This is a genomic window from Comamonas testosteroni (genome assembly GCF_030505195.1).
GTDB classification, from domain to species: Bacteria; Pseudomonadota; Gammaproteobacteria; order Burkholderiales; family Burkholderiaceae_C; genus Comamonas; species Comamonas testosteroni_G.
In genome coordinates this window covers 3,112,334-3,134,936 of the sequence record NZ_CP129672.1, presented here as the reverse complement: position 1 = coordinate 3,134,936, position 22,603 = coordinate 3,112,334, and the positions used below count along the sequence as shown (strand labels likewise).

Here is a 22,603-nt window from a genome sequence, read left to right as displayed (position 1 = left end):
ACTCGCCTCAGTTCATGCTGGAGCGATCCTCGACCACAGGGGCGGCCTTGGATGTTGCAGCAGCCAGTTCCTCTTCGGAGATGACCTCAAACAGGCGCACAACCTTGCTCACATCGTTGACGCCACGGGCAATCTCGGCAGCCCGCTTGGATTCGCGCGGCGTGACTATGCCCATCAGATAGACCACGTTGTTCTCGGTCACGACCTTGATGGCCGAGGATGAAATGTCCTTGGCATTGACCAGACTGGCCTTGACCTTGGTCGTGATCAGAGAGTCCTGGGAGCGCTGACCCAGAGTGGCCGTGAAAGGCGCGACCTCGATCTCGTTATAGACCTGGCGTACGGTGGATTGTTCGCGCACCAGCTTCTCGATGGTCGCCTTGTCCGTCGCATTGCCTGCCTGGCCGGTCAGCAGCACTACACGGTTGTAGCTGGTGGCACTGACGCGGGCCTTGTCGCCCATCACCTCGCTGATGCGATTGCCGGCACGCAGCTCGATGCCCTGGTCCTCAACCTGAGTGCCGGTGGTGCGCCTGTCCACTGCCGACATGCCCGCCACAGCGGCACCGCCACCCACCAGAGCCACGCAACCGCTCAAGGCACCGCCCAGAGCGGCAACGGTCAGGGCCGCACATGCAACACGGGTCCACTTCAACTTCATAAAGGCATCTCCTGGTCACCAAGCAGTTGAGAGTCCACACCGTCGGCGAGACAGTGCAGGATCAAGGTATGGGTTTCGCGCACGCGCGCCGCACGGTCGTGGGGCACGCAGATCAGTACATCGGTCTCGCGCACGGCGGTGGCCAGATTGCCGCCGGTGCGACCTGTCAAGACCACGGCCATCATGTCGCGCTCGTGGGCGGCCTCCAGGGCATCCAGCACGGCCGTGTCGTTGCCGGTCACCGACATGAGCAGCAGCAGATCGCCGGGCTGCCCCAGCGCCCGCACCTGACGCGCCAGGTACTGGCTGGCATTGCCGCCCGAGCCCGTGGCTCCCACGCTGCCCAGCAGGCCGCCATCGGAAGTCAGGGCCACGGCCGCCAGCTCGGGACGATCGCGCTCGAACCCTGTCACGCACAGGGAGGCAAATAACTGGGCATCGCTGGCCGAAACACCCGTACCGCAGGCCAACACCTTGCCGCCGCCCGTCACGCAGGCCAGCATGGCCTGTACGGCGGAAGCAATAGGTTGACTCAGCGCTTGGGCGGCCTGGTACTTCAGGTCGGCACTGTCGATGAAATGCTGTTGAATTCGTTGCTCTAGCATGGAGGCCCGATGATACCCGCCACCTGTTATCTCTTTGGTAGCAAACCGTTATTTGCGCATCAGTGTTGCGCACAACTATGACGCGGCGACTAAAGCGCCTCGAATGCCGCTTGGAGCCACTCGATGCGCATCTGGTTCCCGGAGCTGTCGACCAGCACCACATCAAAGCGGCACGGCGGCGCTGCCGCAAGCCTCATCAGATAGTGCCTGGCGGCCAGCACAATGCGTTGCTGCTTGAGGCGGCCGATGCTGGCGCCGGCACCGCCGAAGCGCTCGGTGTTGCGGCTGCGGACTTCCACGAACACCAAAGACCCGTCGCGGTCACGCAGGATCAGGTCGATTTCGCCGCCACCACGGCCCGGCGTCCGATAATTGCGCTCGACAAGCTTAAGGCCCCGTGCCTGCAAATGGGCCAACGCAGCATCCTCGGCCTGTTGCCCGCGTGCGGTTGTGCTTTGCGCCGGCTTGGGCCGCTTTCCAAGGAAATCCATTGACTACCTCTTTCGCCTCTGCACTGACTGCCGCACATGACGCGGCCGCTTCCCAGCATTATCCGCAGGCAGCCCTGTATGTGGTGGCGACGCCGATTGGCAATCTGGCCGACATCAGCCTGCGCTCGCTGCATGTGCTGCAGATCGTGGACTGCATCGCCTGCGAAGACACGCGCCACACCCAGGGCATGCTGCGCAGCTACGGGCTGGAGCGCCCCGGCAACCAGTTGCTGGCCGTGCATCAGCACAACGAGGCAGAAGCCGCCCAGCAGGTGATCGAGCGCCTGCAGCAAGGCCAGCGCGTCGCCTATGTCAGCGATGCAGGCACGCCCGGCGTCAGCGACCCGGGCGCGCGCCTGTGCGCGGCGCTGCAGGCCGTGGGGCTGCGCAGCATTCCGCTGCCCGGCGCCAGCAGCGTGACATCGGCCATCAGCGTGGCCGGTGCCGTCACGCCGGCACAGGGCGAAAGCGGTTTTGTGTTTGCCGGCTTCTTGCCCACCAAGAATGCCGAACGACTGGCCGCCGTGCAAAAACTGGCCGACCAGCCGCGTTGCACCGTGCTGCTGGAAGCCCCGCACCGCATCATCGAGCTGGCCCAGGCACTGGCCTTGCTGGGCGAGCGTCGCGTCACGCTGGCGCGCGAAATCACCAAGCAGTTTGAAGAGATCGCGAGCATGCCGGCCCACGAGCTGGCAGCCTGGCTGCAGGCCTCGCCACAGCGAGTCAAGGGCGAGTTCGCCATCGTGCTGCACCCCGTAACGGTGCAACAGGAGTCAGGCGAGGCCGAGCGTGTGCTCAAGCTGCTGCTGGCCGAGTTGCCGACCAAGACGGCCGTGAAGCTGGCCGCCGAAATCACGGGAGCCAGTCGCAACACGCTCTACGACCGTGCCCTGGAGCTCAAGCGAGCCGCCGAAGAAGAATAAGCACTTCAACCGGGCGCGGTACAAACCGCAAACGCCTGGCAAGGGCCGCCTCGCAGCGCAGTTATCCCCCACGGGAGAAGCCGCGCAGCGGCTCAGGGGGCTTCAAGCTCAGGCATAGGCCAGACCGGTTGCCACACCACCAAACAGGTCGCCTTCGACCTGCGGCACATCCGGGAAAGCGACGCGCAGCGCATCGCGCAGGGTCCGCAGGGCCGACGAACCGCCGGTCAGATAGATGGCGTCCGGTGCCGCCACGCCGGCCTGGCGTACACAGTCCTGCGCACATTCAACGACCTGCAGCAGCAAGGCCTGCAACTGCTCCTGCAGCACCTCCGGGGAGATGGCCGCAGGCAGGTCTTGCTCCAGCCAGTCCAGCGCTATGGCCGAGGCCGCATGGCTTTGCGAAGCCGCAATCTTGGCCTGCTCCACCGCATCGGCCAGCCTGTGGCCTTCACGCCAATCCAGCACCTTCATCAGGCGCTGGTGCAGTTGCAGATCGCTGTAATCGCTCTTGAGACCGCGTGCCGAAGCCAGGGCCTTGGCCGTGTACAGCCACTGGATCAGATGCCAGGTGGAGAGATCGAAGAACACGCTGCTGGGTACCTCACGCCCGCTGGGGCCGATGTGCTTGTAGCCCAGCAGCGGCATGACCTGGGCCACATTGAGGCGATGGTCGAAATCCGTGCCCCCGATATGCACGCCGGTGGTGGCAAGAATGTCCTGAGTACGGTCTGCATGTCCGGCCTGTTGCGGGCCCAGACGCACCACCGTGAAGTCCGAGGTGCCACCGCCGATATCGACCACCAGCACCAGTTGCTCCTCGCTCAGGCGCTGCTCGTAGTCCAGTGCTGCCGCAATCGGCTCCAGCTGAAAGCTGACTTCGCCCAGGCCGGCGGCGCGCGCCGCAGCGGCCAGGGCGTCCTGCGCCTGACGGTCTCGCTGCGGGTGCTCGTCGACAAAATGCACGGGACGCCCCAGCACCACACGCTCGGGCAGACGTCCGTCCAGCGCCTGACGCGCCTGATCGGCCACGCGCTTGAGAAAGATCGCGATGATGTCCTGGTAGCTGACAAGCTGCTCGTGCACTGCGGTCTTTTCCAGCAACAGGCTGCTGCCCAGCAGGCTTTTGAGGGAGCGCATCAGACGCCCTTCCTCGCCGGCCAGATACTGCTGCATGGCATCGCGGCCGAAATGCGTGCTGTGCTCTTCGGTATTGAAGAACAGCGCCGTGGGCATGCCGGTGGCCGCCCCTTCCAGGGGCAGCAAAGCGGCGGTCTTGCCAGGCAGGCGATAGGCAGCGGCAGAGTTGGACGTTCCGAAATCGATGCCCAGAGTGGCAGGCGTGAGAGCTGTGGTCATGAAAGGCAGCGCTGCACCGCGCCGGCCCGGAAAGGCTGCCGCGGCCGCAACGAAAACGCCCACCGAAGTGGGCATGGGTGTCAGCGGGGGCGCTATTCTAGCGCCCCTGTTATTGGACCTAGGCGGCGGCGGTTTCCACCTCGATCCCGGAATGCTGTTCCAGTTCAATGCGCACCCCGTGGGTAGCAACTTCGTCCAGTCCCCCTGCTGCTGCCTGCTGCGGCACTGACAGCACGACCGCATAAGGGCCTTCGCCGCGCGTGGCCAGTCTTTGGGCCAGGGGGCCCGCAGCCTGTATGGGTGCGGCCAGCACCAGCTCGGTGGCGCCCAGACCCAGCGACACCTGCTGCGTGCTGCCGTCGGCCGAGACCCGCAGCGGGCCGACGCTCACTGCATCGCCGAGCAATGCCCGCCAGCGCGCCAGGCTGGCCTGCAGGTCCTGCACCGCCACCTCCAGACGGGCCACTCCGGTCGCGCCATTGGGATGCACACGGGCCTGGCCTTCGGGCACGCGCAGGGCACGCGGCGTCAGGTCGCCGCACAGAAACGGCAGATCCTGGCTGTGGGCGCGTGCACTGCGCCAGCGCAGTTGCTCTCCATCGGGACGCAGACGTCCGCCCTCATAAGGGGCTTCATAGTCCAGGCCGCGCGCCCGGGCCGCCGCCACCACGGCGCCAGTCTCAGTGGGCAGCAGCGCGAAGTCGACCAGCCCTTCGCCGTGCTGATGCAGTTGCTGCCACCAGCGCTCCTCGGGCGCGGCGGCACGCCAGGCAATGAGTTCGAAATAGGCGCCGTCGGCAAAAACCACCAGGGCGTTGTGCGTGGAGCGGCCCGGGTGCTCGCCGCCGCGCAGCACATTGAAACCCAGGGACTGGTAGTCGGCAATCGTGCGTTCCAGGTCCTGGACCGCGATGACGATATGGTCGAGTGGCAAGCTCATGCAAAAGTCTTTCCAAAAGGTTCTCAGGCCGCCAGGCGCTCGGGCGCGCTGGAGTCGGTATGGCGCACCTCGGCGCGGATGGACTGGGGGTTGCGCAGCAGGTTCAGGATGGGGCAGGTTCTCTCCACGGCCTCGAACAGTGCATCGATCTCGGCACGGCTGGCCGGCGAATCGATATGCACGGTATAGCCGATATCGTGCGGCCAGATCGGCGTCGCCTCGTGGCCGGGCTTGCCCCCGCGCGGGTCGATGACGCCCGTGACCTCGACCTCCAGGCTCTCCAGCGGTACCTGACGCTCGGCCGCCTGGATCAAAAAGATATGAGTGACGCAGGTGCCCAGCACGCCCAGTTGCAGCTCGGGCGAGCTCGGCCCCAGGTTGTAGCCTGCGAAGTCGGGCGGGCTGTCGCTGATGACCTGGTGCTCGCGGATGCGCAGGCGGCGCACGCCGCTGCGCCCCTCGGCACGCACGCTGGCCTTGAGTCTGGCGGCCTGGGCCGTGCCCGCCGCAATGGCGGCGCTGCGTGCCAGCACGGCCGCGCGTTTTTCGGATAGATATTCGTTGAGATGACTCATGAGCGGGCTTTCGATGAAGGAATGCCTGGCCATTGTTGTGAGAGCGGCCTGCCGGACCAACAAAGGAATTCGCCTGCGCTTATGCGCTCAGCAAATATGCAGGCGCCAGCCTCTTAGTTGTTTTTCAAATAACGATGCTACTCAATATATGAACACGAATATTTGGCGTCGATAGCATGAGAGCCATGAATCCGGACAGCCGCTGCGGCAATGCGTCCGGAACCTGAGTTTTCAACGCCATGTGGCGACGAGGTATGAACGTGTTTTTCCCTTCGCAGACGGATCCGTCGATCAAACAGCCAGTGAACAAGTCGGCCAAACGCCAGACTCTATGGGCCGCAGTGGCAGTGCTGACGGGCAGCATGCTGCTGGCTGGCTGCTCCAGGCAATCCGGCACGGCCCAGGCCGATGCCTCGGCCAAGCCGGCTCAGGGCGGCACCCTGGTCTACCTGGAACAGCAGGCACATACCAACCTCTATCCGCCTGCCGGAGGCTTTTATCCCAACGGTGGCGTGCTCAACCAGATCACGGACAAGCTGACCTACCAGGACCCCGAAACACTGGAGATCCAGCCCTGGATCGCCGAGTCCTGGACCGTGAACGCCGATGCCACCGAGTACAGCTTCAAGCTGCGCTCCGGCGTGAGCTTCTCGGACGGATCACCGCTGGACGCAGCCGCCGTGGCGCGCAACTTCGACACCTACGGTCTGGGCAACAAGGCGCTCAAGCAGCCGGTTTCCGAGGTCATCAACAATTACGAGCGCAGCGAAGTCGTCGATCCGCTGACTGTGAAGTTCTTCTTCAAAAAGCCCTCACCGGGCTTTCTCCAGGGCACTTCGGTGATCGGCTCGGGCCTGGTCTCGCCGGCCACGCTGGATCGTCCATTCGAGGAGCTGGGCGACGCCACGCGCATCATAGGTTCGGGCCCCTTCGTGGTGGCCAGCGAGACCCTGGGCAAGGAGCTGGTACTCAAGGCGCGCCAGGACTACCGCTGGGGTCCGGCCAAGCTGGCCCATCAGGGCCGCGCACGCCTGGATGAAGTCAAGTTCATCGTCACCCCCGAGGACAGCGTGCGCATAGGTGCGCTGCTGGCCGGCCAGGCCGGCTTCATCCGCCAGGTCCAGGCCTATGACGAAAAGCGCGTGGAGCAGCAGAAGTTCACCATCTACGCACCATCCACGCGCGGTGTGAACAACAGCATCGCGATCCGCCCCGACAACGCCCTGGTGGCCGACCTCAAGGTGCGCCAGGCCCTGCTGCATGGCACCAATACCAAGGAGATTGTGGAGACCCTGTTCTCGCCGCGCTACCCTCAGGCACGTTCGGTGATCGCCTCCACGGCAGCCGGCTATGTGGACCTGTCGGCCAAGCTGGTCTTTGACGAGGCCAGGGCCAGGCAATTGCTCGACGAGGCCGGCTGGAGCCTGGGCGCCAACGGCCTGCGCCAGAAGAACGGCCAGGACTTCGTGCTCTCGACCTACGAGTCCCTGCCACAGCCGCAGAACAAGGAGACCTTGCAACTGGTGGCCCAGCAATGGGCCAGGCTGGGCATCAAGCTCAATGTGCTGGCCGGAGACTCGGGCAGCCGCACGGTGGATACGCTGGACCCCGACAAGACCGGCGTGCTGCCGGGCATGGTGGGCCGCGCCGATCCCGACGTGATCAAGAGCAATTACTACCCGAGCAATCGCAATGTGCTGCTGCAAAAAGGCGGTGTGAGCCAGAAGGTCAAGTCCTTCGAGGACAGCAAGCTCAACCACCTGTTCGATGCCATTGCTGCCGAGACCGATGCCAACCGGCGCCTGGCGCTGACCGGCGAGGTGCAGAACTATCTGATCGACCAGGCCTATGTGATCCCGATCTTCGAGGAGCCCCAGGCCTTCGCGGGTGCGACCTGGGTGCGTGAAGTGGGCTTCGAGGCCGTGGGCCGCCCCAGCTTCTACAGCACCTGGCTGGCCAAGCGCTGAGCGCGCACCGACAAAGGAGGCGCACCCATGTCACGCCGCTATCTGCTTGGCCGCATCGCACAGGCCGCCCTGGTGCTGTGGGCCGCTTTCACGGCTTCTTTCATCCTGCTGCAGCTGCTGCCGGGCGACGCCGTGCTGATCAAGTTCCTGAACCCCGAGCTGGGCCTGGGCCCGCAGGAGATCGCCGACATCCGCGCCGCCTATGGGGCCGATCAGCCCGTCTGGCAGCAATACCTGCACACCCTGGGGCAGTTCCTCACGGGCCACTTCGGCTACTCCTTGCAAGCCGGCGTTCCCGTGAGCCAGGGCCTGGCCACCAGTCTGCCGCCCACGCTGCGCCTGGCAGGCCTGGGCTTTTCCACGGCGGCGCTGCTGGCCATAGCGCTTGCGGCGGCGGCCAGCCTCGCGCCTCTGGCCTGGCTGCGCAATGCCCTGCAAGCCCTGCCCTCGGTCTTCGTCTCCGTGCCCGTTTTCTGGCTGGGCATCATGCTGATCCAGGTGCTGTCCTTCCGTCTGGGCTGGATTCCCGTCATCAATCCCGGCCCCTGGGAAGGCCTGGTCCTGCCCACGCTGACGCTGGCCGTCCCAATTTCGGCGCCGCTGGCCCAGATCCTGCTGCGCAATATCGACACCGTGCTGGCCCAGCCTTTCGTGGCCGTAGCCCGCGCCAAGGGCGCCTCTCGCGCCTGGGTGCTGCTGCACCATGTGGCGCGCAATGCCTTGCTGCCGGCATTGACGATTGCCGGCGTGCTGTTCGGCGAGCTGCTGGCCGGTGCCGTGGTGACGGAGGCCGTGTTCGGCCTCAACGGCCTGGGCACGCTGACCCAGCAGGCCGTGGGCAACCAGGACACGGCCGTGCTCCAGGCGGTGGTCGTGGTCTCGGCCGCCGCCTTCGTGCTCATCAACCTCGCCGTGGACCTGCTCTACCCGCTGCTCGATCCTCGTTTGCGTCATTCTGTGGAGAACCGGGCATGAACACCGCCGTCTCGACCATCATTCCCAAGTCCCAGGCTTCCAGCGTCGCGTCCTCCGCAACGCCCAGGCAAGCCCCCTCGCCGGCAGCGGCCGCCAAAAGCCTTCGCCCCGTCCTCATCGATCTGCAAAGGCTCAGGCGCCTGTCGCCCACGCTGGCCCTGGCCTGGCTAGTGATTGCCGCGGCCGCACTGTGGGCACTGGTTCCGGGCTGGTTTGCACATCAGAATCCCGTCGTCGGCCAGGCCGGTCAACAGTTGCTGGCGCCCGGCCTCGCACACTGGCTGGGCACGGATGCGCTGGGGCGTGATCTCTGGGCCCGCGTGGTGCATGGCTCCGTGCACTCACTGTCTGGCGCTTTCCTGGCCGTGGCCGTGGGCCTGGTGGCGGGCACGCTGATCGGCCTGCTGGCCGGAGCCACGGGCGGCCGCGTCGATGACGCGCTGATGCGCCTGGTCGACGTGCTGCTGGCCGTGCCCTCGCTGCTGCTGTCGCTGACCATCATCATCTTGCTGGGCTTTGGCACCATCAATGCGGCCATCGCCGTGGGGGTGGCATCCGTGGCCGGCTTCGCGCGCCTGGTGCGCTCCGAAGTGGTTCGCGTGCGGCGCTCTGACTATGTGGAGTCGGCCTTCGGCAGCGGCGGACGCTTTGCCGCCGTGCTGTGGCGCCATGTGCTGCCCAATTCGCTGACTTCGGTGGTGGCCCTGGCCGCACTGCAGTTCGGCTCGGCCATCCTGTCGATTTCCACGCTGGGCTTTCTGGGCTACGGAGCGCCACCGCCCACGCCCGAATGGGGCTTGCTGATCGCCGAAGGGCGCAACTACATCGCCACCGCATGGTGGATGACCACGGCACCGGGCCTGGTCGTGGTGGCCGTGGTGCTGGCAGCCAACCGCATCGGCACCTCATTCGCGCGGAGGCCGGCATGAGCGCCCTGCTGCAAGACCGCCCCACCACGACAATCCCTGCCGCTGCTGCCGCCCCGCTGCTCGAAGTCCAGGACCTGATCATCGCCTACCGTGACCACGGCGGCCAGGAGCAGCGCGTGGTCCACGGCCTGTCGTTTTCGATAGCACCAGGCGAGGTCGTGGCCCTGGTCGGCGAATCGGGCTCAGGCAAGACCACCACGGCCCAGGCCGTGATCGGCCTGCTGGCGGACAACGGGCGCCGCGAGCAAGGCAGCATCCGGCTGCAGGGCACCGATGTTTCGGACTGGAGCCCCGCGCGCTGGAACAGCATTCGCGGCCGCGTGCTCAGCCTGGTGCCCCAGGACCCGACCACCTCGCTCAATCCCGTGCGCACCGTGGGCGATCAGGTAGGCGAAATACTGCGCATTCACGGCCTGCGCGACCGCGCTGCCGTCGAGGCGCGCGTGATCGACCTGCTGACCCGCGTGGGCCTGTCCCAGCCCGCCCTGCGGGCGCGCCAGTATCCGCACGAGCTGTCGGGCGGCATGCGCCAGCGCGTGCTGATCGCCATCGCCATCGCGCTGCGACCTGCGCTGATCATCGCTGACGAACCCACCAGCGCCCTGGACGTCACGGTGCAGCGGCGCATACTGGATCTGATCGATGAGCTGCGCCGCGAAACCGGCACCGCCGTGCTGCTGGTCACCCACGACCTGGGCGTGGCCGCAGACCGCGCTCATCGCCTCATCGTCATGCAGGGCGGTCGCATTCAGGAGCAAGGCCCGACACTGGAGCTTCTGCGCAATCCACAAAGCGCCTATACGCGCCGCTTGCTGTCCGACGCTCCCTCGCTCACGCCCGCGCCCCGTCGCACTGCGCCAGCGGCGGCTGCGGCCGCTACCGAGGATTGGGCCATCGAGGTCGAGGACCTGGTACACGATTTCCATGCCCCCGGCCGCGGGCGCGGCGTTTTCCGCGCCGTGGACGGCTTGTCGTTGCGTCTGCGCCGGGGCTCCACGCACGCCATCGTCGGCGAGTCGGGCTCGGGCAAGACCACGACCATACGCGACATCGTGGGCCTGGGACGTCCCACATCGGGTCGCATCCGCATCGCCGGCACCGAACTCACGGGCCTGCGCGGCGAGGCCCTGCGCCAGTTGCGGCGCAAGGTCCAGCTGGTCTATCAGAACCCGTTCAGCTCGCTGGACCCGCGCCAGCGTGTCTTCGACATCATCGAGGAGCCGCTGCTCAACTTCGAGCCGCTACCGACTCAGGAGCGCCGCCAACGCGTGCTTGACATGCTGAAACGCGTGGACCTGCCGGCCGCCGTGCTCGAAAGGCGCCCGCATGCGCTCTCGGGCGGCCAGCGCCAGCGCGTGGCGATTGCACGCGCCCTGGTGCTGCAGCCCGAGGTGGTCGTTCTGGACGAAGCCGTCTCGGCATTGGACGTGACCGTGCAGGCCCAGATCCTGACCCTGCTCGCGCAGTTGCAGCAGGACCTGGGCCTGAGCTATCTCTTCATCTCGCACGACCTTGCCGTGGTGCGCCAGATCGCCGACACGGTGTCGGTGCTGCGCGCAGGCAAGGTGGTGGACGCGGGCAGCGTCGAGGACGTATTCCTGCGCCCCACCAGCGACTACACGCGCGAACTCATGGACGCCATTCCCGGCAAAAGGAGCATCGATTTTGTCCCTCACCCCGCCTGACAATCTTCACCAACCTCGCCTGGGCTTCTTCAGCCGCCTGCTCGATGAGGTACCGGCCGCCGAACGCTACCGCCTGGTCACCGAGCAGATCGCCCATGCCGAAGCCCAGGGCTTCGACTCGGCATGGATCGCCCAGCACCATTTCCACGAAAGCGAGGGCGGCCTGCCCTCACCCTTTGTCTTTCTCTCGCATGTGGCGGCCCGCACGCGGCGCATCCGCCTGGGCACGGGCGTGGTCACGCTGCCGCTGGAAAATGCGCTGCGCGTGGCCGAGGACGCAGCCGTGCTGGACCTGCTGTCGGGCGGCCGGCTCGAAGTGGGTCTGGGCACGGGCGGCACGGCAGAGTCCTTCGAGGCCTTCGGCGTCGCAGGCAGCGAGCGCGGCGCGGTCTTCGCACGCAACTTCGCCGTGCTGCAGGATGCCTGGGCCGGGCGCGAGCTGGCAGGCGGCGTGCGCCTGTACCCCGCAGCCCCGCAGCTGCTGGAGCGCGTCTGGCAAGCCACGTTCTCGGTCGAAGGCGGGGCACGCGCCGGCGCCAACGGGGACGGGTTGATGCTCTCGCGCACCCAGCCCCGACCCGAAGGCCGGCCTCAGGCCACGCTGTCCGAGATACAGAACCCCATCATCGATGCTTATCTCGCGGCCCTGCCCGCGGGTCGCGCACCGCGCATCCTGGCTTCACGCACCCTGCTGGTATCCGACAAGCGCTCTCAGGCGCTGCAATGGGCCGAGGCCGGGCTGCGCCGCTCGGCCCAGCGTCATGCGGCCCAGGCTTCATCCGCATCCACGCAATGGGCAACACGCGTCGATCCACAGGCGCCGCTGCAGCAGCTCATTGAAGCCTATGACGTGCATGTGGGCACTCCCGAGGAGGTGATCGCCTCGCTGCGCGCCGACACGGCGCTGGCGCAAGCCACCGACATCGTGTTCCAAGTCCACTCCATCGACCCGCCGCACCTGGCCATTCTGCGCTCCATCGAGCTGACTGCGTCCGTCGTGGCACCGGCTCTTGGCTGGCGCCGCAGCGAGGCCCCCACAGGCGCTTCCCACCCCCCAGTCCGGACCCAACTGCTTCAAGCCGCATGATCATGAGCATCACCGCACAGACCCGCTTTCCCAAAGATGTGATCGACCATCTCGCCGATATCGCTGCCGGGAGCACACTGGATCAGGTCCGCCGCCACCGCAGCGAGGCTCGCTCCCAGGCCCAGCAAAGTTTTGCCGCGCTGTTCACCCCTGCCGAGCCCGTTGCGGGAGCCGTCTCGCTGCGCGAGCGCCTGACGCTGGCCGCCTTCACAGCAGGCCTGCATGGCGAGCCACGCAGCACGGCCTTCTACACACGCGCCCTGGCGGCCGAGGATGCCGATCTGGCTGCTGCCGTGAGCTCGGAAGTGGTGCGCGGGCGCGCTGCCAGCCTGCAGGCCGGCAGCGGCCCGCACGGCCCCTACGGAATTTATCCGGCCGGCCCCTTGAGCCGCGAGGACCAGAGCGGCCCCAGCTACGCCGTGGATCCGGCTCATGCGGCCTTGCTAGGCCCGCGCCTGAGCGCCGCACTGGCCCACGCCCATCTGCTGGCCTACCACCCACGCGATGCGAGTGCCCAGGCTTTGCTGGCGCTGCAGCAGGCCGGCTGGAGCGAGACCGATATCGTCATCCTCTCCCAGCTCGCCTCTTTCCTGTCCTTCCAGATCCGCCTCGTGGCGGGGCTGCGCGTGCTCGGCGCACGGGCTTCAGTCACCACGGCATCTTCCACCATCGCCCTGCAAGCCCAGCCATGACCACTACGCACAACACCTCTGTCCAGAGCTTCACCCAGGAACAGCTCGACTGGCAGCCATGGATAGCTCCGCTGCAGGAGAGCGAGCTGAGCGAGCGCCACTATGCGGGACTGATGGATGCGGCGCGCGCGCATTCAACCTATTTCCGGCTGCTGGCGCGCGACCCGGACACGCTGGGAGCACGCACACGCACCGACAAGGACATCTTCTACAACCCCGATGCCGGCCTGCCGCGTGCCGAGCGTGAACTGGCAGCAGCTGCAACCTCACGCACCAACGGCTGCATCTACTGCGCTTCGGTACATGCGCGCTTTGCCACGCATTTCTCGCATCGCGCTGCCGATGTGCAGCGCCTGCTCGATGAAGGTCCGGGCACCGACCTGGGCCCTCGCTGGAATGCCATCGTTGCCGCTGCCGTGGCCTTGACGCAGACACCGCCCGCACTGGAGTCCAGTCATATCGATGCGCTGCGTGCCGCCGGCCTGGACGACGCCGCCATCTCCGATGCGCTTCACGGCACGGCCTTCTTCAATTGGGCCAACCGACTCATGCTGTCCCTGGGCGAGCCCCTGCATACCGCCACCTGACGCCACAGCTCACCACAGCCCCAGCAGCTTCCACCAGGCTGCTCCGACGACAGCGAAGATCAGCAGCTCCAGCACGCACATGACAGCACCTACACGCCACCAGACACCCAGAGTCACATAGCCGCTGCCGAAGATGATGGGCGATGTTCCGGTCGCGTAGTGCGTCAGCGTCATCATGATGGCCGAGCCGGCCGTCATCATCAGCATGAAGGGGACGACGTAGTCGGCCGGGATTAGTTGCACGCCCACGGTCAGAAAGGCCAGCATCATGGCGCTGATATGGGCAGTGGTGCTGGCAAACAGATAGTGCGAGAAGACGAAGACGCCCACCAGAATGGCGGCCACGGGCAGCCAGTCCAGGCCGCTGGCGACAATGGCATTTTTCAGGCCCTCGGCAAACCAGGCGACCACCCCGAGTCTATTGAGCTGCTCGGCCAGCATCACCAGGGCACCGAACCAGATCAGGGTGTCCCAGGCGCTTTTCTCGGACAGCACGTCATCCCAGTCGATGGTCCCCGTGATGATCAGGGTGAACAGACCCAGAAAAGCCACCACGGTCGGGTCCAGCGTGAGAGCCGGGCCGAACAGCATCTGCGGCACATTCGCCCACAGCAGCAGCATCATGCCGAAGGTCCCGAGCATCACCCGCTCCTTGCCCGACAGCGGGCCCATGCGGGCCATCTCGGCACGCGCGTACTCCACGGCATTGGGCGTGGCCTTGAGCTCGGGAGGCGACAGCAGATAGACCGCCAGCGGCATCAGCAGCAGACACAGCAAGCCCGGCAGCAGCATGTACAGCGCCCAGCTTGTCCAGCTCAGATGCAGGGACTGACCCGTGGCCTTGGCCACCAGGTCCACGACCAGAGGATTGGGTGCCGTCGCGGTCAGGAACATGGCCGAAGTGATCGGATTGGAATGGTAGTTGACCAGCGCCAGATAGGTCCCGACCTTGCCCTGGGTTCCCTTGGCCGGGTCCGATTCGAAGGCGTTGGCAATGGACTTCATGATCGGATGCACGATACCGCCGCCGCGTGCCGTGTTGCTGGGCGTGAACGGGGCCAGCACCAGCTCACAGATCGCAAGTCCGTAACCTATGCCTATGGTGCGCTTGCCCATCAGCGCAATGAACAGCAATCCGATGCGGTTGCCGAGCCCCGTTTTCTTGAGGCCGCGCGAGATCAGAACAGCCACCACGATCAGCCAGATCAAGGGGTTCGCAAAGCTGCTCAGCGCATCCGTGATCGCCCCCTTGGAGGAGCTGGAGGTCACCTGAGACAGCGACACGATGACAATCGCCATCAGAGCCATCACGCCTATGGGCATGACCTTGAGAATGATCGCCACGATGGTCGTCAGAAAGATGGCCACCAGCTGCCATGCCTTGGTATCCAGCCCAGCCGGCACCGGCGTCAGCAGCAGACCGATCAGCACCAGGGTGGCAATCAATGCAGGCACCAGCCGAAACGGCACGGCCGATTTGAGGTAGCGGAACATCGAGACGATTTTCTCGAACATACAAGTCCTTTTCTTTACCTGCAGCGCATCGAGACACCATACCTCAGCTCGGAGAAATCCAGGAGACACGGACAGGCATTGGCGGTCAGGTCGCAGACTGGCATCATGATGCAGTGCCGCACGGCCTCGACCCCAGGCCGACGTTCACCTTATCGACATTTGACAAGCATCAAGACTTGTAGGAGCAAAACCGACGGCCAGACCCGGGGTATGCCAGCATTCGAGTCTGTCCATGAATTGAGCAGGAGAGCCACCCTACATGCCAGCGAATCGATTCTTGTCCGATGAATGGGAAAACCGCCTTGAGGAAATAGACCTGGAGATCCTGCATCAGGCAGCTATCTGCAAGATCCGGCTGCTTGAGCACGGTGCCGTGGAGCGCGTGCTGGCCAACGATGCCGCCATCTGCGGAGCCGCGCATGAGACGGCATTCAAGACCTTGCGCGGCCTGCTCTATCTGCATTACACCGAGGTACTGCATATCAGCGAGGTGCTGAGCCCGGAGATCGCACAGGTGATCGCCAACCGGGTACGCGAACATCTGCGCCGTCGCTCAGGCACCCTGCCAGGGTTATGACGAGCCGAGGCGGGCACAGCCTTATGGTCTATGGAAAAAATGGACAAAAAAAAGGTCACGACATTGTCGTGACCTTTTTCAATTTGGTTGCGCGAGAAGGATTTGAACCTCCGACCTTTGGGTTATGAGCCCAACGAGCTACCAGACTGCTCCATCGCGCGGTATTTCCAAATTATAGCAGGCTTTGCAGCCTGCCATGGCTTATTCAGCTGCTGCAGCGGCTTCTTCAGCGCGCTCGACCAGTTCCACATAGGCCATGGGAGCGTTGTCGCCCACGCGGAAGCCCATCTTCAGGATACGTGTGTAGCCGCCGGGACGCTGAGCGTTGCGGGGACCCAGTACGTTGAACAGCTTGGTCACGCTGTCGCGGTCGCGCAGACGGTCGAAAGCCAGACGGCGGTTAGCCACGGTGTCAACCTTGGCCAGAGTGATCATGGGCTCGATCACGCGACGCAGTTCCTTGGCCTTGGGGACCGTGGTCTTGATGGCTTCGTGCTCGATCAGCGAGTTCATCATGTTCTGCAGCATTGCCTTGCGGTGTGCAGAAGTGCGGTTCAGTTTGCGGAGGCCGTTGCCGTGACGCATGGTGCTTTTCCTTTGCTCCCCGTTTTTATCCGGAGATCTTTTTTAAATTAAATCAGGCAGCCGTATCAGGTACTGCCCGAGGCACTTGGACTTTGCCCGAACCAAAGCGGATCAAGCAAAGTCCTCTATTGTAGCGATTAACGCTTTTCCAGGCCAGCAGGTGGCCAGTTTTCGAGCTTCATGCCCAGCGTCAGACCACGGGAAGCCAGAACTTCCTTGATCTCGTTGAGCGACTTGCGACCCAGGTTGGGAGTCTTGAGCAGCTCGTTTTCGGTACGCTGGATGAGGTCGCCGATGTAGTAGATGTTCTCTGCCTTGAGGCAGTTGGCAGAACGCACGGTGAGCTCGAGCTCGTCCACGGGACGCAGCAGGATGGGATCGAACGATGTGGCAGCGCCGCGGCCACCGGCAGGAGCGTCGAACACGCTGGCGATATCGCCACCGTCGAGCTGGGCAAATACTGCCAGCTGCTCCACCAGGATCTTGGCGGATGCGCGCACTGCGTCTTCAGCGGTGATGGCACCGTTGGTTTCGATTTCCAGAACCAGCTTGTCCAGATCGGTACGCTGTTCCACACGTGCGGATTCGACAGCGTAGCTCACGCGCTTGACGGGCGAGAACGAAGCGTCGAGCACGATACGGCCGATCGACTTGGTCGATTCGTCACCGTAGCGGCGCACGTTGCCGGGCACATAGCCGCGGCCCTTTTCCACCTTGATCTGCATGTCCAGCTTGCCGCCTTGCGACAGATGGGCGATCACATGATCAGGGTTGACGATTTCTACGTCGTGGGGGGTCTGAATGTCACGGGCAGTGACAACACCTTCGCCATCCTTGCGCAGGCTCAGGGTGACTTCGTCACGATTGTGCAGCTTGAACACCACACCCTTGAGGTTCAGCAGGATGTTAGTCACATCTTCCTGGACACCGTCGATGGAGGAGTACTCATGCAGCACCCCAGCAATCGTCACTTCCGTCGCTGCGTAACCCACCATGGAGGAGAGCAGAACACGGCGCAGGGCATTGCCCAGCGTATGACCGTAGCCACGCTCAAACGGCTCCAGAACAACCTTGGCACGGTTGTGACCAAGTTGCTCGACATTGATTGTCTTGGGCTTCAGCAAATTCGTTTGCATGCAGACTTCCTCTCAATACCCTCGGCTCGTTACACCGGTAAGGCTGGTGAAGCACCCACGGCGCGATGCCTCGCGCCGTGGGGACGGTTTACAGAAATGTCGCTGCTAAAGATTAACGCGAGTACAACTCAACGATCAGGGATTCGTTGATGTCAGCTGCGAATTCATCGCGGTCAGGAGACTTCTTGAAAGTACCTTCTGCCTTGTCAGCAGACACTTCAACCCATGCGGGGAAGCCCACTTGAGCAGCCAGTTGCAGAGCCTCGACCACGCGAGCTTGCTTCTTGGACTTTTCACGCAGAGCAACCACGTCGCCTTCCTTCACGGAGAAAGAAGGAATGTTCACGGACTGGCCGTTCACAGTGATAGCCTTGTGCGACACCAGCTGACGTGCTTCAGCGCGAGTGGAGCCGAAGCCCATGCGGTACACGACGTTGTCCAGACGCGATTCCAGCAGCGACAGCAGGTTGGCACCAGTGTTGCCACGCTTGCGGTCAGCAGCTTCGAAGTAGCGGCGGAATTGCTTCTCCAGCACGCCGTACATGCGCTTGACCTTCTGCTTTTCGCGCAGTTGCAGACCGTAGTCGGAAGTGCGCTGACCGGAAGTGCGGCCATGCTGACCAGGCTTGGTGTCGAACTTTGCCTTGTCTGCGATGGAGCGACGTGCGCTCTTCAGGAACAGATCGGTGCCTTCGCGGCGGGAGAGTTTTGCCTTGGGGCCAATATAGCGTGCCACTTGATTTCCTTTGTGTCATCTACCGTGCGCAAACACGGGAGCCGCCCTCGATGCAAAAGCACCTGGGCGGCGGTGGGCTTGATAAAAAATTAGATACGACGGCGCTTTTGAGGGCGGCAGCCGTTGTGGGGAACCGGAGTCACGTCCGAGATGGAAGTGATGCGGATACCCAGAGCACCCAGGGCGCGAACCGAGGATTCACGGCCAGGACCGGGACCCTTGATTTCGACTTCCAGGTTCTTGATGCCCTGTTCGATAGCAGCACGACCGGCCACTTCCGAAGCAACCTGGGCAGCAAAGGGAGTCGACTTACGCGAACCCTTGAAGCCCTGGCCACCCGACGAAGCCCACGACAGAGCGTTGCCTTGACGGTCGGTGATGGTGATGATCGTGTTGTTGAACGAAGCGTGCACGTGCGCGATACCGTCAGAAATATTCTTACGGACCTTCTTGCGAACGCGAGCAGCTGCGTTGTTTGCGGGAGACTTAGCCATAATGATCTTTCAATCTCTTATTTCTTCAGAGCCGCTGCACCCTTGCGCGGACCCTTGCGAGTACGAGCGTTCGTGCGGGTACGTTGACCGCGCATGGGCAGGCCGCGACGATGACGGAAACCGCGATAGCAACCGATGTCCATCAAACGCTTGATGTTCATGGTGGTTTCGCGACGCAGATCACCTTCCAGAGTCATGGGATTCAGGAAGTCACGGATCTTTTCCAGATCAGCGTCCGTCAGGTCCTTGACCTTCTTGGAATACTCGATACCGCATGCTTCGCAGATTTTGCGAGCTGTAGTGCGACCGATGCCAAAGATGGCTGTCAGGCCGATTTCAGCATGCTTGTGCGGCGGGATGTTAATGCCAGCAATACGTGCCATATTAGTCCTCTAATGCTTTCAATCAACCTTGGCGCTGCTTGTGGCGCTGGTCAGTGCAGATCACGCGCACAACACCTTTGCGGCGGATGATCTTGCAGTTACGGCAGATTTTTTTGACCGAAGCCGAAACTCTCATTCTTTTCTCCTAAAACGTTCCATCCACTATCGGCCTATCGACCGGGAAACAATGCCCGCGATAGATCGATGGGCGTCTACTAACTTTTGGCAGGCTGCCCCCTTGGGCAGCCTTGTCATCAAATACCAGCCTTAAAGTTCGCTTTTTTCAGGAGCGACTCGTATTGCTGCGACATCACGTAGTTCTGCACTTGCGCCATGAAGTCCATTGTCACGACCACGATGATCAGCAACGATGTACCACCGAAGTAGAACGGAACGTTGTACTTCAGGATCAGGAATTCGGGCAACAAGCAAACGAAGGTAATGTAGATCGCGCCAGCCAGGGTCAGGCGAACCAGAATCTTGTCAATGTAGCGGGCTGTCTGTTCGCCAGGACGAATCCCGGGGATGAAAGCGCCACTCTTCTTCAGGTTGTCGGCAGTTTCCCGGCTGTTGAAAACCAGGGCCGTATAGAAGAAGCAGAAGAAAATGATCGCGGCAGCATAAAGGATGACATAGATTGGCTGACCAGGGGTCAACGTGCTCGAAATATCCTTCAGCCAGCGCATGGATTCTCCTGCACTGAACCAATTCACCACCGTAGCAGGCAGCAAGATGATCGACGAAGCGAAGATGGGAGGAATCACACCTGCCATGTTCAGCTTCAGTGGCAAGTGCGAAGACTGACCACCGTACACCTTGTTGCCGACTTGTCGGCGTGCGTAATTCACCAAGATCTTGCGTTGACCTCGTTCGACATACACGACGAAATACGTCACGGCTGCCACAACGAGAACAATGAAGATTGCCGCCAGAATGCTCATGGCACCGGTGCGCACCAGCTCCAGCAGACCGCCGATAGAGCTCGGCAGGCCTGCGGCGATACCGCCAAAAATCAGTATCGAGATACCGTTGCCCAGACCACGTTCAGTGATCTGTTCACCGAGCCACATCAGGAACAGGGTACCGGCCGTGAGACTGACCACCGCAGTCATGCGGAAGCCAAAACCAGGGTTCAGAACCAAGCCTGCGGAGCTTTCCAGGGCAACAGCAATTCCCAAGGACTGAAACAGCGCCAGGCCCAGAGTGCCGTAGCGGGTGTACTGGGTAATCTTGCGACGACCTGCTTCACCTTCCTTTTTCATCTGCTCGAATGTCGGGACCACGTAGGTCATGAGCTGCATGATGATCGATGCCGAGATGTACGGCATGATCCCCAGTGCGAACACTGTGAAGCGCGAGAGCGCTCCACCCGAGAACATGTTGAACAGATTGAGAATGCCGCCCTGCTGGCCAGAGAACAGCTGCTGCAGCTGCGCTGGATCGATGCCCGGAACGGGGATATGTGCCCCGATGCGGTATACGACCAGCGCAAGCAACAGAAAAACCAGACGACGACGCAGGTCGCCGAATTTTCCAGTCTTTGCAATTTGAGCTGCGCTAGTAGCCACGGATGTCTTCTTTCAGAACTTTAATCAGGCGATGCTGCCACCGGCAGCTTCGATGGCAGCCTTGGCACCGGCGGTAGCGCCGATACCGTTGAGCTTGACAGCCTTAGTCAGTTCACCGCTCTTGATGATCTTCACCACCTTAGCGATAGAGCCAACCAGACCGGCTTGCTTCAGAGCAGCCAGATCGACTTCGGCCAGGCCGAGCTTATCCAGCTCGGACAGGGTCACTTCTGCATTGAACTTCAGCAGATGCGACTTGAAGCCACGCTTGGGCAGGCGACGCTGCAGAGGCATTTGACCGCCTTCGAAGCCCACCTTGTGGTAGCCACCCGAACGCGACTTCTGACCCTTGTGACCGCGACCGGCGGTCTTACCCAGACCAGAACCGATACCGCGACCCACGCGACGCTTGGCGTGCTTGGCGCCGTCTGCAGGCTTGATGCTATTGAGTTCCATCATCAATCCTTTCAGAGAACCTTCACCAAGTAGGCGATCTTGTTAATCATGCCGCGCACTTCAGGAGTGTCCTGCAGTTCGCTGACGCTGTTCAGCTTGCGCAGACCCAGGCCACGCACAGTCGCACGGTGCGACTCTTTGGTGCCGATGGGGCTACGAACCAGCTGAATCTTGACAGTTTGTTGTGTTGTCATGTGCTGGACTCCGATCAGGCGGTGAAGATGTCTTCGACCGACTTGCCGCGCTTTGCTGCCACGTTCGCAGGGGTCGTGGAGTTCTTCAAAGCGTCGAAAGTTGCGCGAACCATGTTGTAGGGGTTCGACGAACCGTGGCTCTTGGCCACGATGTCGGTGATACCCACCACTTCAAAAACAGCGCGCATAGGGCCGCCAGCAATGATGCCAGTACCCTTAGGAGCTGGGTGCAGCTCGACCTTGGCAGCGCCGTGATGGCCCTTCACCGAGTGGTGAATGGTGCCGCTCTTCAGTGCAACCTTCATCAGGTTGCGACGGCATTCTTCCATCGCTTTTTGCACGGCAGCAGGCACTTCCTTGGACTTGCCCTTACCCATGCCAACGCGACCGTCACCGTCGCCAACCACGGTCAGTGCAGCGAAGCCGAGAATACGACCACCCTTCACAACCTTGGTGACGCGGTTGACCGCGATCATTTTTTCGCGCAGACCGTCGTCACGACCTTCGTCTTGCACTTTGGGGGAAAATTTAGCCATTTGTATCCGCTCCGCTTAGAACTGCAGGCCCGCTTCGCGAGCGGCTTCTGCCAAAGCCTTCACGCGGCCGTGGTATGCAAAACCGGCGCGGTCGAAAGCCACTTTCTCAACGCCAGCAGCCTTAGCCTTCTCAGCAATGCGCTTGCCGATCAGCGTGGCGGCGGCCACGTTGCCACCCTTGCCAGCGGCGCCGAGCTGCGAACGCACTTCGACTTCTGCAGTGGAGGCCGAAGCCAGCACGGTAGTGCCGTCTTCCGAAACCACGGAGGCGTAGATATGGAGGTTGGTGCGGTTCACGCTCAGACGTGCAACGCCTTGCTGGGCAATGCGAATGCGAGTCTGACGGGCACGGCGCAGACGCTGCTCTTTCTTGTTCAACATCATGCAGCTCCTTACTTCTTCTTGGTCTCTTTGATCACGACCTTCTCATTCGCATAGCGAATGCCCTTGCCCTTGTAAGGCTCGGGAGGACGAACGGCACGGATCTCAGCAGCCAATTGACCGACCACTTGACGGTCAGCACCCTTGATCACGATTTCAGTCGGAGTGGGGGTAGCGACACTGATGCCGGCAGGCATCTCGAAGTTGACGGGGTGCGAGAAGCCCACTGCCAGGTTCAGCTTGGAACCTTGTGCAGCGGCCTTGTAGCCCACGCCAATCAGCGTCAGCTTCTTCTCGAAGCCTTCAGTCACGCCCTTGACCATGTTGTTGACCAGCTGGCGGATGGTACCGGCCAGAGCGTCAGCTTCACGGGAGTCGTTGGCGGGAGCAAAGGACAGCTTGCCGTCGTTGTTGCCGATGGTCACCAGGCCGTTCAAAGACAGCGACAGATCGCCGCCCTTGCCCTTGACCTTGATGGTTTCAGCGTTGATGGACACATCCACACCTGCGGGGATGGTCACAATAGCTTTTGCTACGCGAGACATTTCAGTATTTCTCCTTAATGT

General features: G+C 62.9%; 28 protein-coding genes and 1 tRNA gene. 9 read left to right on the top strand and 20 right to left on the bottom strand.

Annotated features, from left to right (window positions below; genetic code table 11):
• Positions 1–7: 7 nt before the first annotated feature.
• The 3 genes from QYQ99_RS14485 to QYQ99_RS14475 form a co-directional block, all read right to left on the bottom strand.
• Positions 8–661: a BON domain-containing protein gene (locus QYQ99_RS14485; RefSeq protein ID WP_302088807.1), complete on the bottom strand. Its 654-nt coding sequence runs from the start codon at positions 659–661 to the stop codon at positions 8–10.
• Positions 658–1,266 (bottom strand): SIS domain-containing protein, encoded by a 609-nt coding sequence (locus tag QYQ99_RS14480; protein WP_043375490.1) that lies wholly within the window; start codon positions 1,264–1,266, stop codon positions 658–660. Before QYQ99_RS14480 ends, QYQ99_RS14485 begins: the two co-directional genes overlap by 4 nt.
• Before the next feature lie 89 nt (positions 1,267–1,355).
• Positions 1,356–1,757 (bottom strand): YraN family protein, encoded by a 402-nt coding sequence (locus tag QYQ99_RS14475; RefSeq protein ID WP_302088806.1) that lies wholly within the window; start codon positions 1,755–1,757, stop codon positions 1,356–1,358.
• Between QYQ99_RS14475 and rsmI the strand changes: the two genes are divergently transcribed.
• A complete protein-coding gene (gene rsmI / locus QYQ99_RS14470; protein WP_302088805.1) occupies positions 1,757–2,680 on the top strand; it encodes a 16S rRNA (cytidine(1402)-2'-O)-methyltransferase in 924 nt (307 codons plus the stop codon). The genes QYQ99_RS14475 and rsmI overlap by 1 nt on opposite strands.
• A gap of 108 nt (positions 2,681–2,788) precedes the next feature.
• Here the strand turns inward: rsmI and QYQ99_RS14465 are convergent, their stop codons facing one another.
• From QYQ99_RS14465 to QYQ99_RS14455, 3 genes are all read right to left on the bottom strand, one after another.
• Positions 2,789–4,039, bottom strand: a complete 1,251-nt coding sequence (locus QYQ99_RS14465) for an Hsp70 family protein (protein WP_302088804.1) — start codon at positions 4,037–4,039, stop codon at positions 2,789–2,791.
• Between the two features lie 118 nt (positions 4,040–4,157).
• Entirely contained in the window at positions 4,158–4,979 is an 822-nt protein-coding gene (locus tag QYQ99_RS14460; RefSeq protein ID WP_302088803.1) for a VOC family protein, read from the bottom strand.
• A gap of 23 nt (positions 4,980–5,002) precedes the next feature.
• A complete protein-coding gene (locus QYQ99_RS14455; RefSeq protein WP_302088802.1) occupies positions 5,003–5,587 on the bottom strand; it encodes an OsmC family protein in 585 nt (194 codons plus the stop codon).
• 221 nt (positions 5,588–5,808) lie between these two features.
• On the opposite strand from QYQ99_RS14455, the gene QYQ99_RS14450 reads away from it, so the two are divergent.
• From QYQ99_RS14450 to QYQ99_RS14420, 7 genes are read left to right on the top strand one after another with little or no spacing between them, the layout of a single operon-like run.
• Positions 5,809–7,521, top strand: coding sequence for a TIGR04028 family ABC transporter substrate-binding protein (locus tag QYQ99_RS14450; protein WP_302088801.1), 1,713 nt, complete (start codon positions 5,809–5,811; stop codon positions 7,519–7,521).
• A 27-nt stretch (positions 7,522–7,548) separates the two neighbouring features.
• On the top strand, positions 7,549–8,496 hold the full coding sequence (locus QYQ99_RS14445; protein WP_302088800.1) for an ABC transporter permease: 948 nt from the start codon (positions 7,549–7,551) through the stop codon (positions 8,494–8,496).
• Complete coding sequence (locus tag QYQ99_RS14440; protein ID WP_302088799.1) at positions 8,493–9,425, top strand: ABC transporter permease; 933 nt, start codon at positions 8,493–8,495, stop codon at positions 9,423–9,425. The genes QYQ99_RS14445 and QYQ99_RS14440 overlap by 4 nt, the downstream gene beginning before the upstream one ends.
• Positions 9,422–11,110 (top strand): dipeptide ABC transporter ATP-binding protein, encoded by a 1,689-nt coding sequence (locus QYQ99_RS14435; protein WP_302088798.1) that lies wholly within the window; start codon positions 9,422–9,424, stop codon positions 11,108–11,110. Before QYQ99_RS14440 ends, QYQ99_RS14435 begins: the two co-directional genes overlap by 4 nt.
• Entirely contained in the window at positions 11,091–12,197 is a 1,107-nt protein-coding gene (locus QYQ99_RS14430; RefSeq protein ID WP_302088797.1) for a putative FMN-dependent luciferase-like monooxygenase, read from the top strand. Before QYQ99_RS14435 ends, QYQ99_RS14430 begins: the two co-directional genes overlap by 20 nt.
• Entirely contained in the window at positions 12,194–12,889 is a 696-nt protein-coding gene (locus QYQ99_RS14425) for a CMD domain protein (protein WP_302088796.1), read from the top strand. The genes QYQ99_RS14430 and QYQ99_RS14425 overlap by 4 nt, the downstream gene beginning before the upstream one ends.
• Positions 12,886–13,476: an alkylhydroperoxidase domain protein gene (locus QYQ99_RS14420; RefSeq protein ID WP_302088795.1), complete on the top strand. Its 591-nt coding sequence runs from the start codon at positions 12,886–12,888 to the stop codon at positions 13,474–13,476. The genes QYQ99_RS14425 and QYQ99_RS14420 overlap by 4 nt, the downstream gene beginning before the upstream one ends.
• A gap of 9 nt (positions 13,477–13,485) precedes the next feature.
• On the opposite strand, the gene QYQ99_RS14415 is transcribed toward QYQ99_RS14420, so the two are convergent.
• Entirely contained in the window at positions 13,486–14,991 is a 1,506-nt protein-coding gene (locus tag QYQ99_RS14415) for a DASS family sodium-coupled anion symporter (protein WP_302088794.1), read from the bottom strand.
• Positions 14,992–15,250: 259 nt separating this feature from the next.
• Between QYQ99_RS14415 and QYQ99_RS14410 the strand changes: the two genes are divergently transcribed.
• Entirely contained in the window at positions 15,251–15,568 is a 318-nt protein-coding gene (locus tag QYQ99_RS14410) for a hypothetical protein (RefSeq protein WP_302088793.1), read from the top strand.
• Positions 15,569–15,652: 84 nt separating this feature from the next.
• On the opposite strand, the gene QYQ99_RS14405 is transcribed toward QYQ99_RS14410, so the two are convergent.
• The 13 genes from QYQ99_RS14405 to rplF all read right to left on the bottom strand — a co-directional run bounded on the left by QYQ99_RS14405 (position 15,653) and on the right by rplF (position 22,582).
• A tRNA-Met gene (locus QYQ99_RS14405) sits at positions 15,653–15,729 on the bottom strand.
• Between the two features lie 40 nt (positions 15,730–15,769).
• Complete coding sequence (gene rplQ, locus QYQ99_RS14400) at positions 15,770–16,153, bottom strand: 50S ribosomal protein L17 (RefSeq protein WP_003050544.1); 384 nt, start codon at positions 16,151–16,153, stop codon at positions 15,770–15,772.
• A gap of 137 nt (positions 16,154–16,290) precedes the next feature.
• Entirely contained in the window at positions 16,291–17,289 is a 999-nt protein-coding gene (locus QYQ99_RS14395; protein WP_003050542.1) for a DNA-directed RNA polymerase subunit alpha, read from the bottom strand.
• A 112-nt stretch (positions 17,290–17,401) separates the two neighbouring features.
• Positions 17,402–18,025, bottom strand: coding sequence for a 30S ribosomal protein S4 (gene rpsD, locus QYQ99_RS14390; protein ID WP_003068426.1), 624 nt, complete (start codon positions 18,023–18,025; stop codon positions 17,402–17,404).
• A gap of 89 nt (positions 18,026–18,114) precedes the next feature.
• Positions 18,115–18,519 (bottom strand): 30S ribosomal protein S11, encoded by a 405-nt coding sequence (gene rpsK, locus QYQ99_RS14385; protein ID WP_003050538.1) that lies wholly within the window; start codon positions 18,517–18,519, stop codon positions 18,115–18,117.
• Between the two features lie 17 nt (positions 18,520–18,536).
• A complete protein-coding gene (rpsM, locus tag QYQ99_RS14380; protein ID WP_003050537.1) occupies positions 18,537–18,902 on the bottom strand; it encodes a 30S ribosomal protein S13 in 366 nt (121 codons plus the stop codon).
• Between the two features lie 22 nt (positions 18,903–18,924).
• Complete coding sequence (rpmJ, locus tag QYQ99_RS14375) at positions 18,925–19,038, bottom strand: 50S ribosomal protein L36 (RefSeq protein WP_003050535.1); 114 nt, start codon at positions 19,036–19,038, stop codon at positions 18,925–18,927.
• Positions 19,039–19,156: 118 nt separating this feature from the next.
• A complete protein-coding gene (gene secY, locus QYQ99_RS14370) occupies positions 19,157–20,470 on the bottom strand; it encodes a preprotein translocase subunit SecY (protein WP_302088792.1) in 1,314 nt (437 codons plus the stop codon).
• A 24-nt stretch (positions 20,471–20,494) separates the two neighbouring features.
• Positions 20,495–20,926 carry a 50S ribosomal protein L15 gene (gene rplO, locus QYQ99_RS14365; protein WP_003050519.1) on the bottom strand — a complete coding sequence of 144 codons (432 nt, stop codon included), beginning with the start codon at positions 20,924–20,926 and terminating at the stop codon, positions 20,495–20,497.
• Positions 20,927–20,937: 11 nt separating this feature from the next.
• Positions 20,938–21,120: a 50S ribosomal protein L30 gene (rpmD, locus tag QYQ99_RS14360; protein ID WP_003050517.1), complete on the bottom strand. Its 183-nt coding sequence runs from the start codon at positions 21,118–21,120 to the stop codon at positions 20,938–20,940.
• Positions 21,121–21,134: 14 nt separating this feature from the next.
• Entirely contained in the window at positions 21,135–21,656 is a 522-nt protein-coding gene (gene rpsE / locus QYQ99_RS14355; protein ID WP_003050515.1) for a 30S ribosomal protein S5, read from the bottom strand.
• A gap of 15 nt (positions 21,657–21,671) precedes the next feature.
• The gene (rplR, locus tag QYQ99_RS14350; protein ID WP_003050513.1) at positions 21,672–22,037 is read right to left on the bottom strand and encodes a 50S ribosomal protein L18; all 366 of its coding nucleotides are present in this window, start codon (positions 22,035–22,037) and stop codon (positions 21,672–21,674) included.
• A gap of 11 nt (positions 22,038–22,048) precedes the next feature.
• Positions 22,049–22,582 (bottom strand): 50S ribosomal protein L6, encoded by a 534-nt coding sequence (gene rplF / locus QYQ99_RS14345; RefSeq protein WP_302088791.1) that lies wholly within the window; start codon positions 22,580–22,582, stop codon positions 22,049–22,051.
• Between the last annotated feature and the right edge of the window lie 21 nt (positions 22,583–22,603).

What these genes read in the sequence shown, in the direction of transcription:
- rpmJ (WP_003050535.1), bottom strand. Translation starts at nt 19,038, where the DNA reads ATGAGAGTTTCGGCTTCGGTCAAAAAAATCTGCCGTAACTGCAAGATC.
- QYQ99_RS14440 (WP_302088799.1), top strand. Translation starts at nt 8,493, where the DNA reads ATGAACACCGCCGTCTCGACCATCATTCCCAAGTCCCAGGCTTCCAGC.
- rpmD (WP_003050517.1), bottom strand. Translation starts at nt 21,120, where the DNA reads ATGACAACACAACAAACTGTCAAGATTCAGCTGGTTCGTAGCCCCATC.
- QYQ99_RS14435 (WP_302088798.1), top strand. Translation starts at nt 9,422, where the DNA reads ATGAGCGCCCTGCTGCAAGACCGCCCCACCACGACAATCCCTGCCGCT.
- QYQ99_RS14460 (WP_302088803.1), bottom strand. Translation starts at nt 4,979, where the DNA reads ATGAGCTTGCCACTCGACCATATCGTCATCGCGGTCCAGGACCTGGAA.
- QYQ99_RS14455 (WP_302088802.1), bottom strand. Translation starts at nt 5,587, where the DNA reads ATGGCCAGGCATTCCTTCATCGAAAGCCCGCTCATGAGTCATCTCAAC.
- QYQ99_RS14480 (WP_043375490.1), bottom strand. Translation starts at nt 1,266, where the DNA reads ATGCTAGAGCAACGAATTCAACAGCATTTCATCGACAGTGCCGACCTG.
- QYQ99_RS14475 (WP_302088806.1), bottom strand. Translation starts at nt 1,757, where the DNA reads ATGGATTTCCTTGGAAAGCGGCCCAAGCCGGCGCAAAGCACAACCGCA.
- rpsK (WP_003050538.1), bottom strand. Translation starts at nt 18,519, where the DNA reads ATGGCTAAGTCTCCCGCAAACAACGCAGCTGCTCGCGTTCGCAAGAAG.
- QYQ99_RS14395 (WP_003050542.1), bottom strand. Translation starts at nt 17,289, where the DNA reads ATGCAAACGAATTTGCTGAAGCCCAAGACAATCAATGTCGAGCAACTT.
- QYQ99_RS14410 (WP_302088793.1), top strand. Translation starts at nt 15,251, where the DNA reads ATGCCAGCGAATCGATTCTTGTCCGATGAATGGGAAAACCGCCTTGAG.
- QYQ99_RS14415 (WP_302088794.1), bottom strand. Translation starts at nt 14,991, where the DNA reads ATGTTCGAGAAAATCGTCTCGATGTTCCGCTACCTCAAATCGGCCGTG.
- rplR (WP_003050513.1), bottom strand. Translation starts at nt 22,037, where the DNA reads ATGTTGAACAAGAAAGAGCAGCGTCTGCGCCGTGCCCGTCAGACTCGC.
- rplO (WP_003050519.1), bottom strand. Translation starts at nt 20,926, where the DNA reads ATGGAACTCAATAGCATCAAGCCTGCAGACGGCGCCAAGCACGCCAAG.
- rplQ (WP_003050544.1), bottom strand. Translation starts at nt 16,153, where the DNA reads ATGCGTCACGGCAACGGCCTCCGCAAACTGAACCGCACTTCTGCACAC.
- QYQ99_RS14445 (WP_302088800.1), top strand. Translation starts at nt 7,549, where the DNA reads ATGTCACGCCGCTATCTGCTTGGCCGCATCGCACAGGCCGCCCTGGTG.
- QYQ99_RS14450 (WP_302088801.1), top strand. Translation starts at nt 5,809, where the DNA reads ATGAACGTGTTTTTCCCTTCGCAGACGGATCCGTCGATCAAACAGCCA.
- rpsM (WP_003050537.1), bottom strand. Translation starts at nt 18,902, where the DNA reads ATGGCACGTATTGCTGGCATTAACATCCCGCCGCACAAGCATGCTGAA.
- QYQ99_RS14465 (WP_302088804.1), bottom strand. Translation starts at nt 4,039, where the DNA reads ATGACCACAGCTCTCACGCCTGCCACTCTGGGCATCGATTTCGGAACG.
- QYQ99_RS14485 (WP_302088807.1), bottom strand. Translation starts at nt 661, where the DNA reads ATGAAGTTGAAGTGGACCCGTGTTGCATGTGCGGCCCTGACCGTTGCC.
- rplF (WP_302088791.1), bottom strand. Translation starts at nt 22,582, where the DNA reads ATGTCTCGCGTAGCAAAAGCTATTGTGACCATCCCCGCAGGTGTGGAT.
- QYQ99_RS14420 (WP_302088795.1), top strand. Translation starts at nt 12,886, where the DNA reads ATGACCACTACGCACAACACCTCTGTCCAGAGCTTCACCCAGGAACAG.
- rpsE (WP_003050515.1), bottom strand. Translation starts at nt 21,656, where the DNA reads ATGGCTAAATTTTCCCCCAAAGTGCAAGACGAAGGTCGTGACGACGGT.
- QYQ99_RS14425 (WP_302088796.1), top strand. Translation starts at nt 12,194, where the DNA reads ATGATCATGAGCATCACCGCACAGACCCGCTTTCCCAAAGATGTGATC.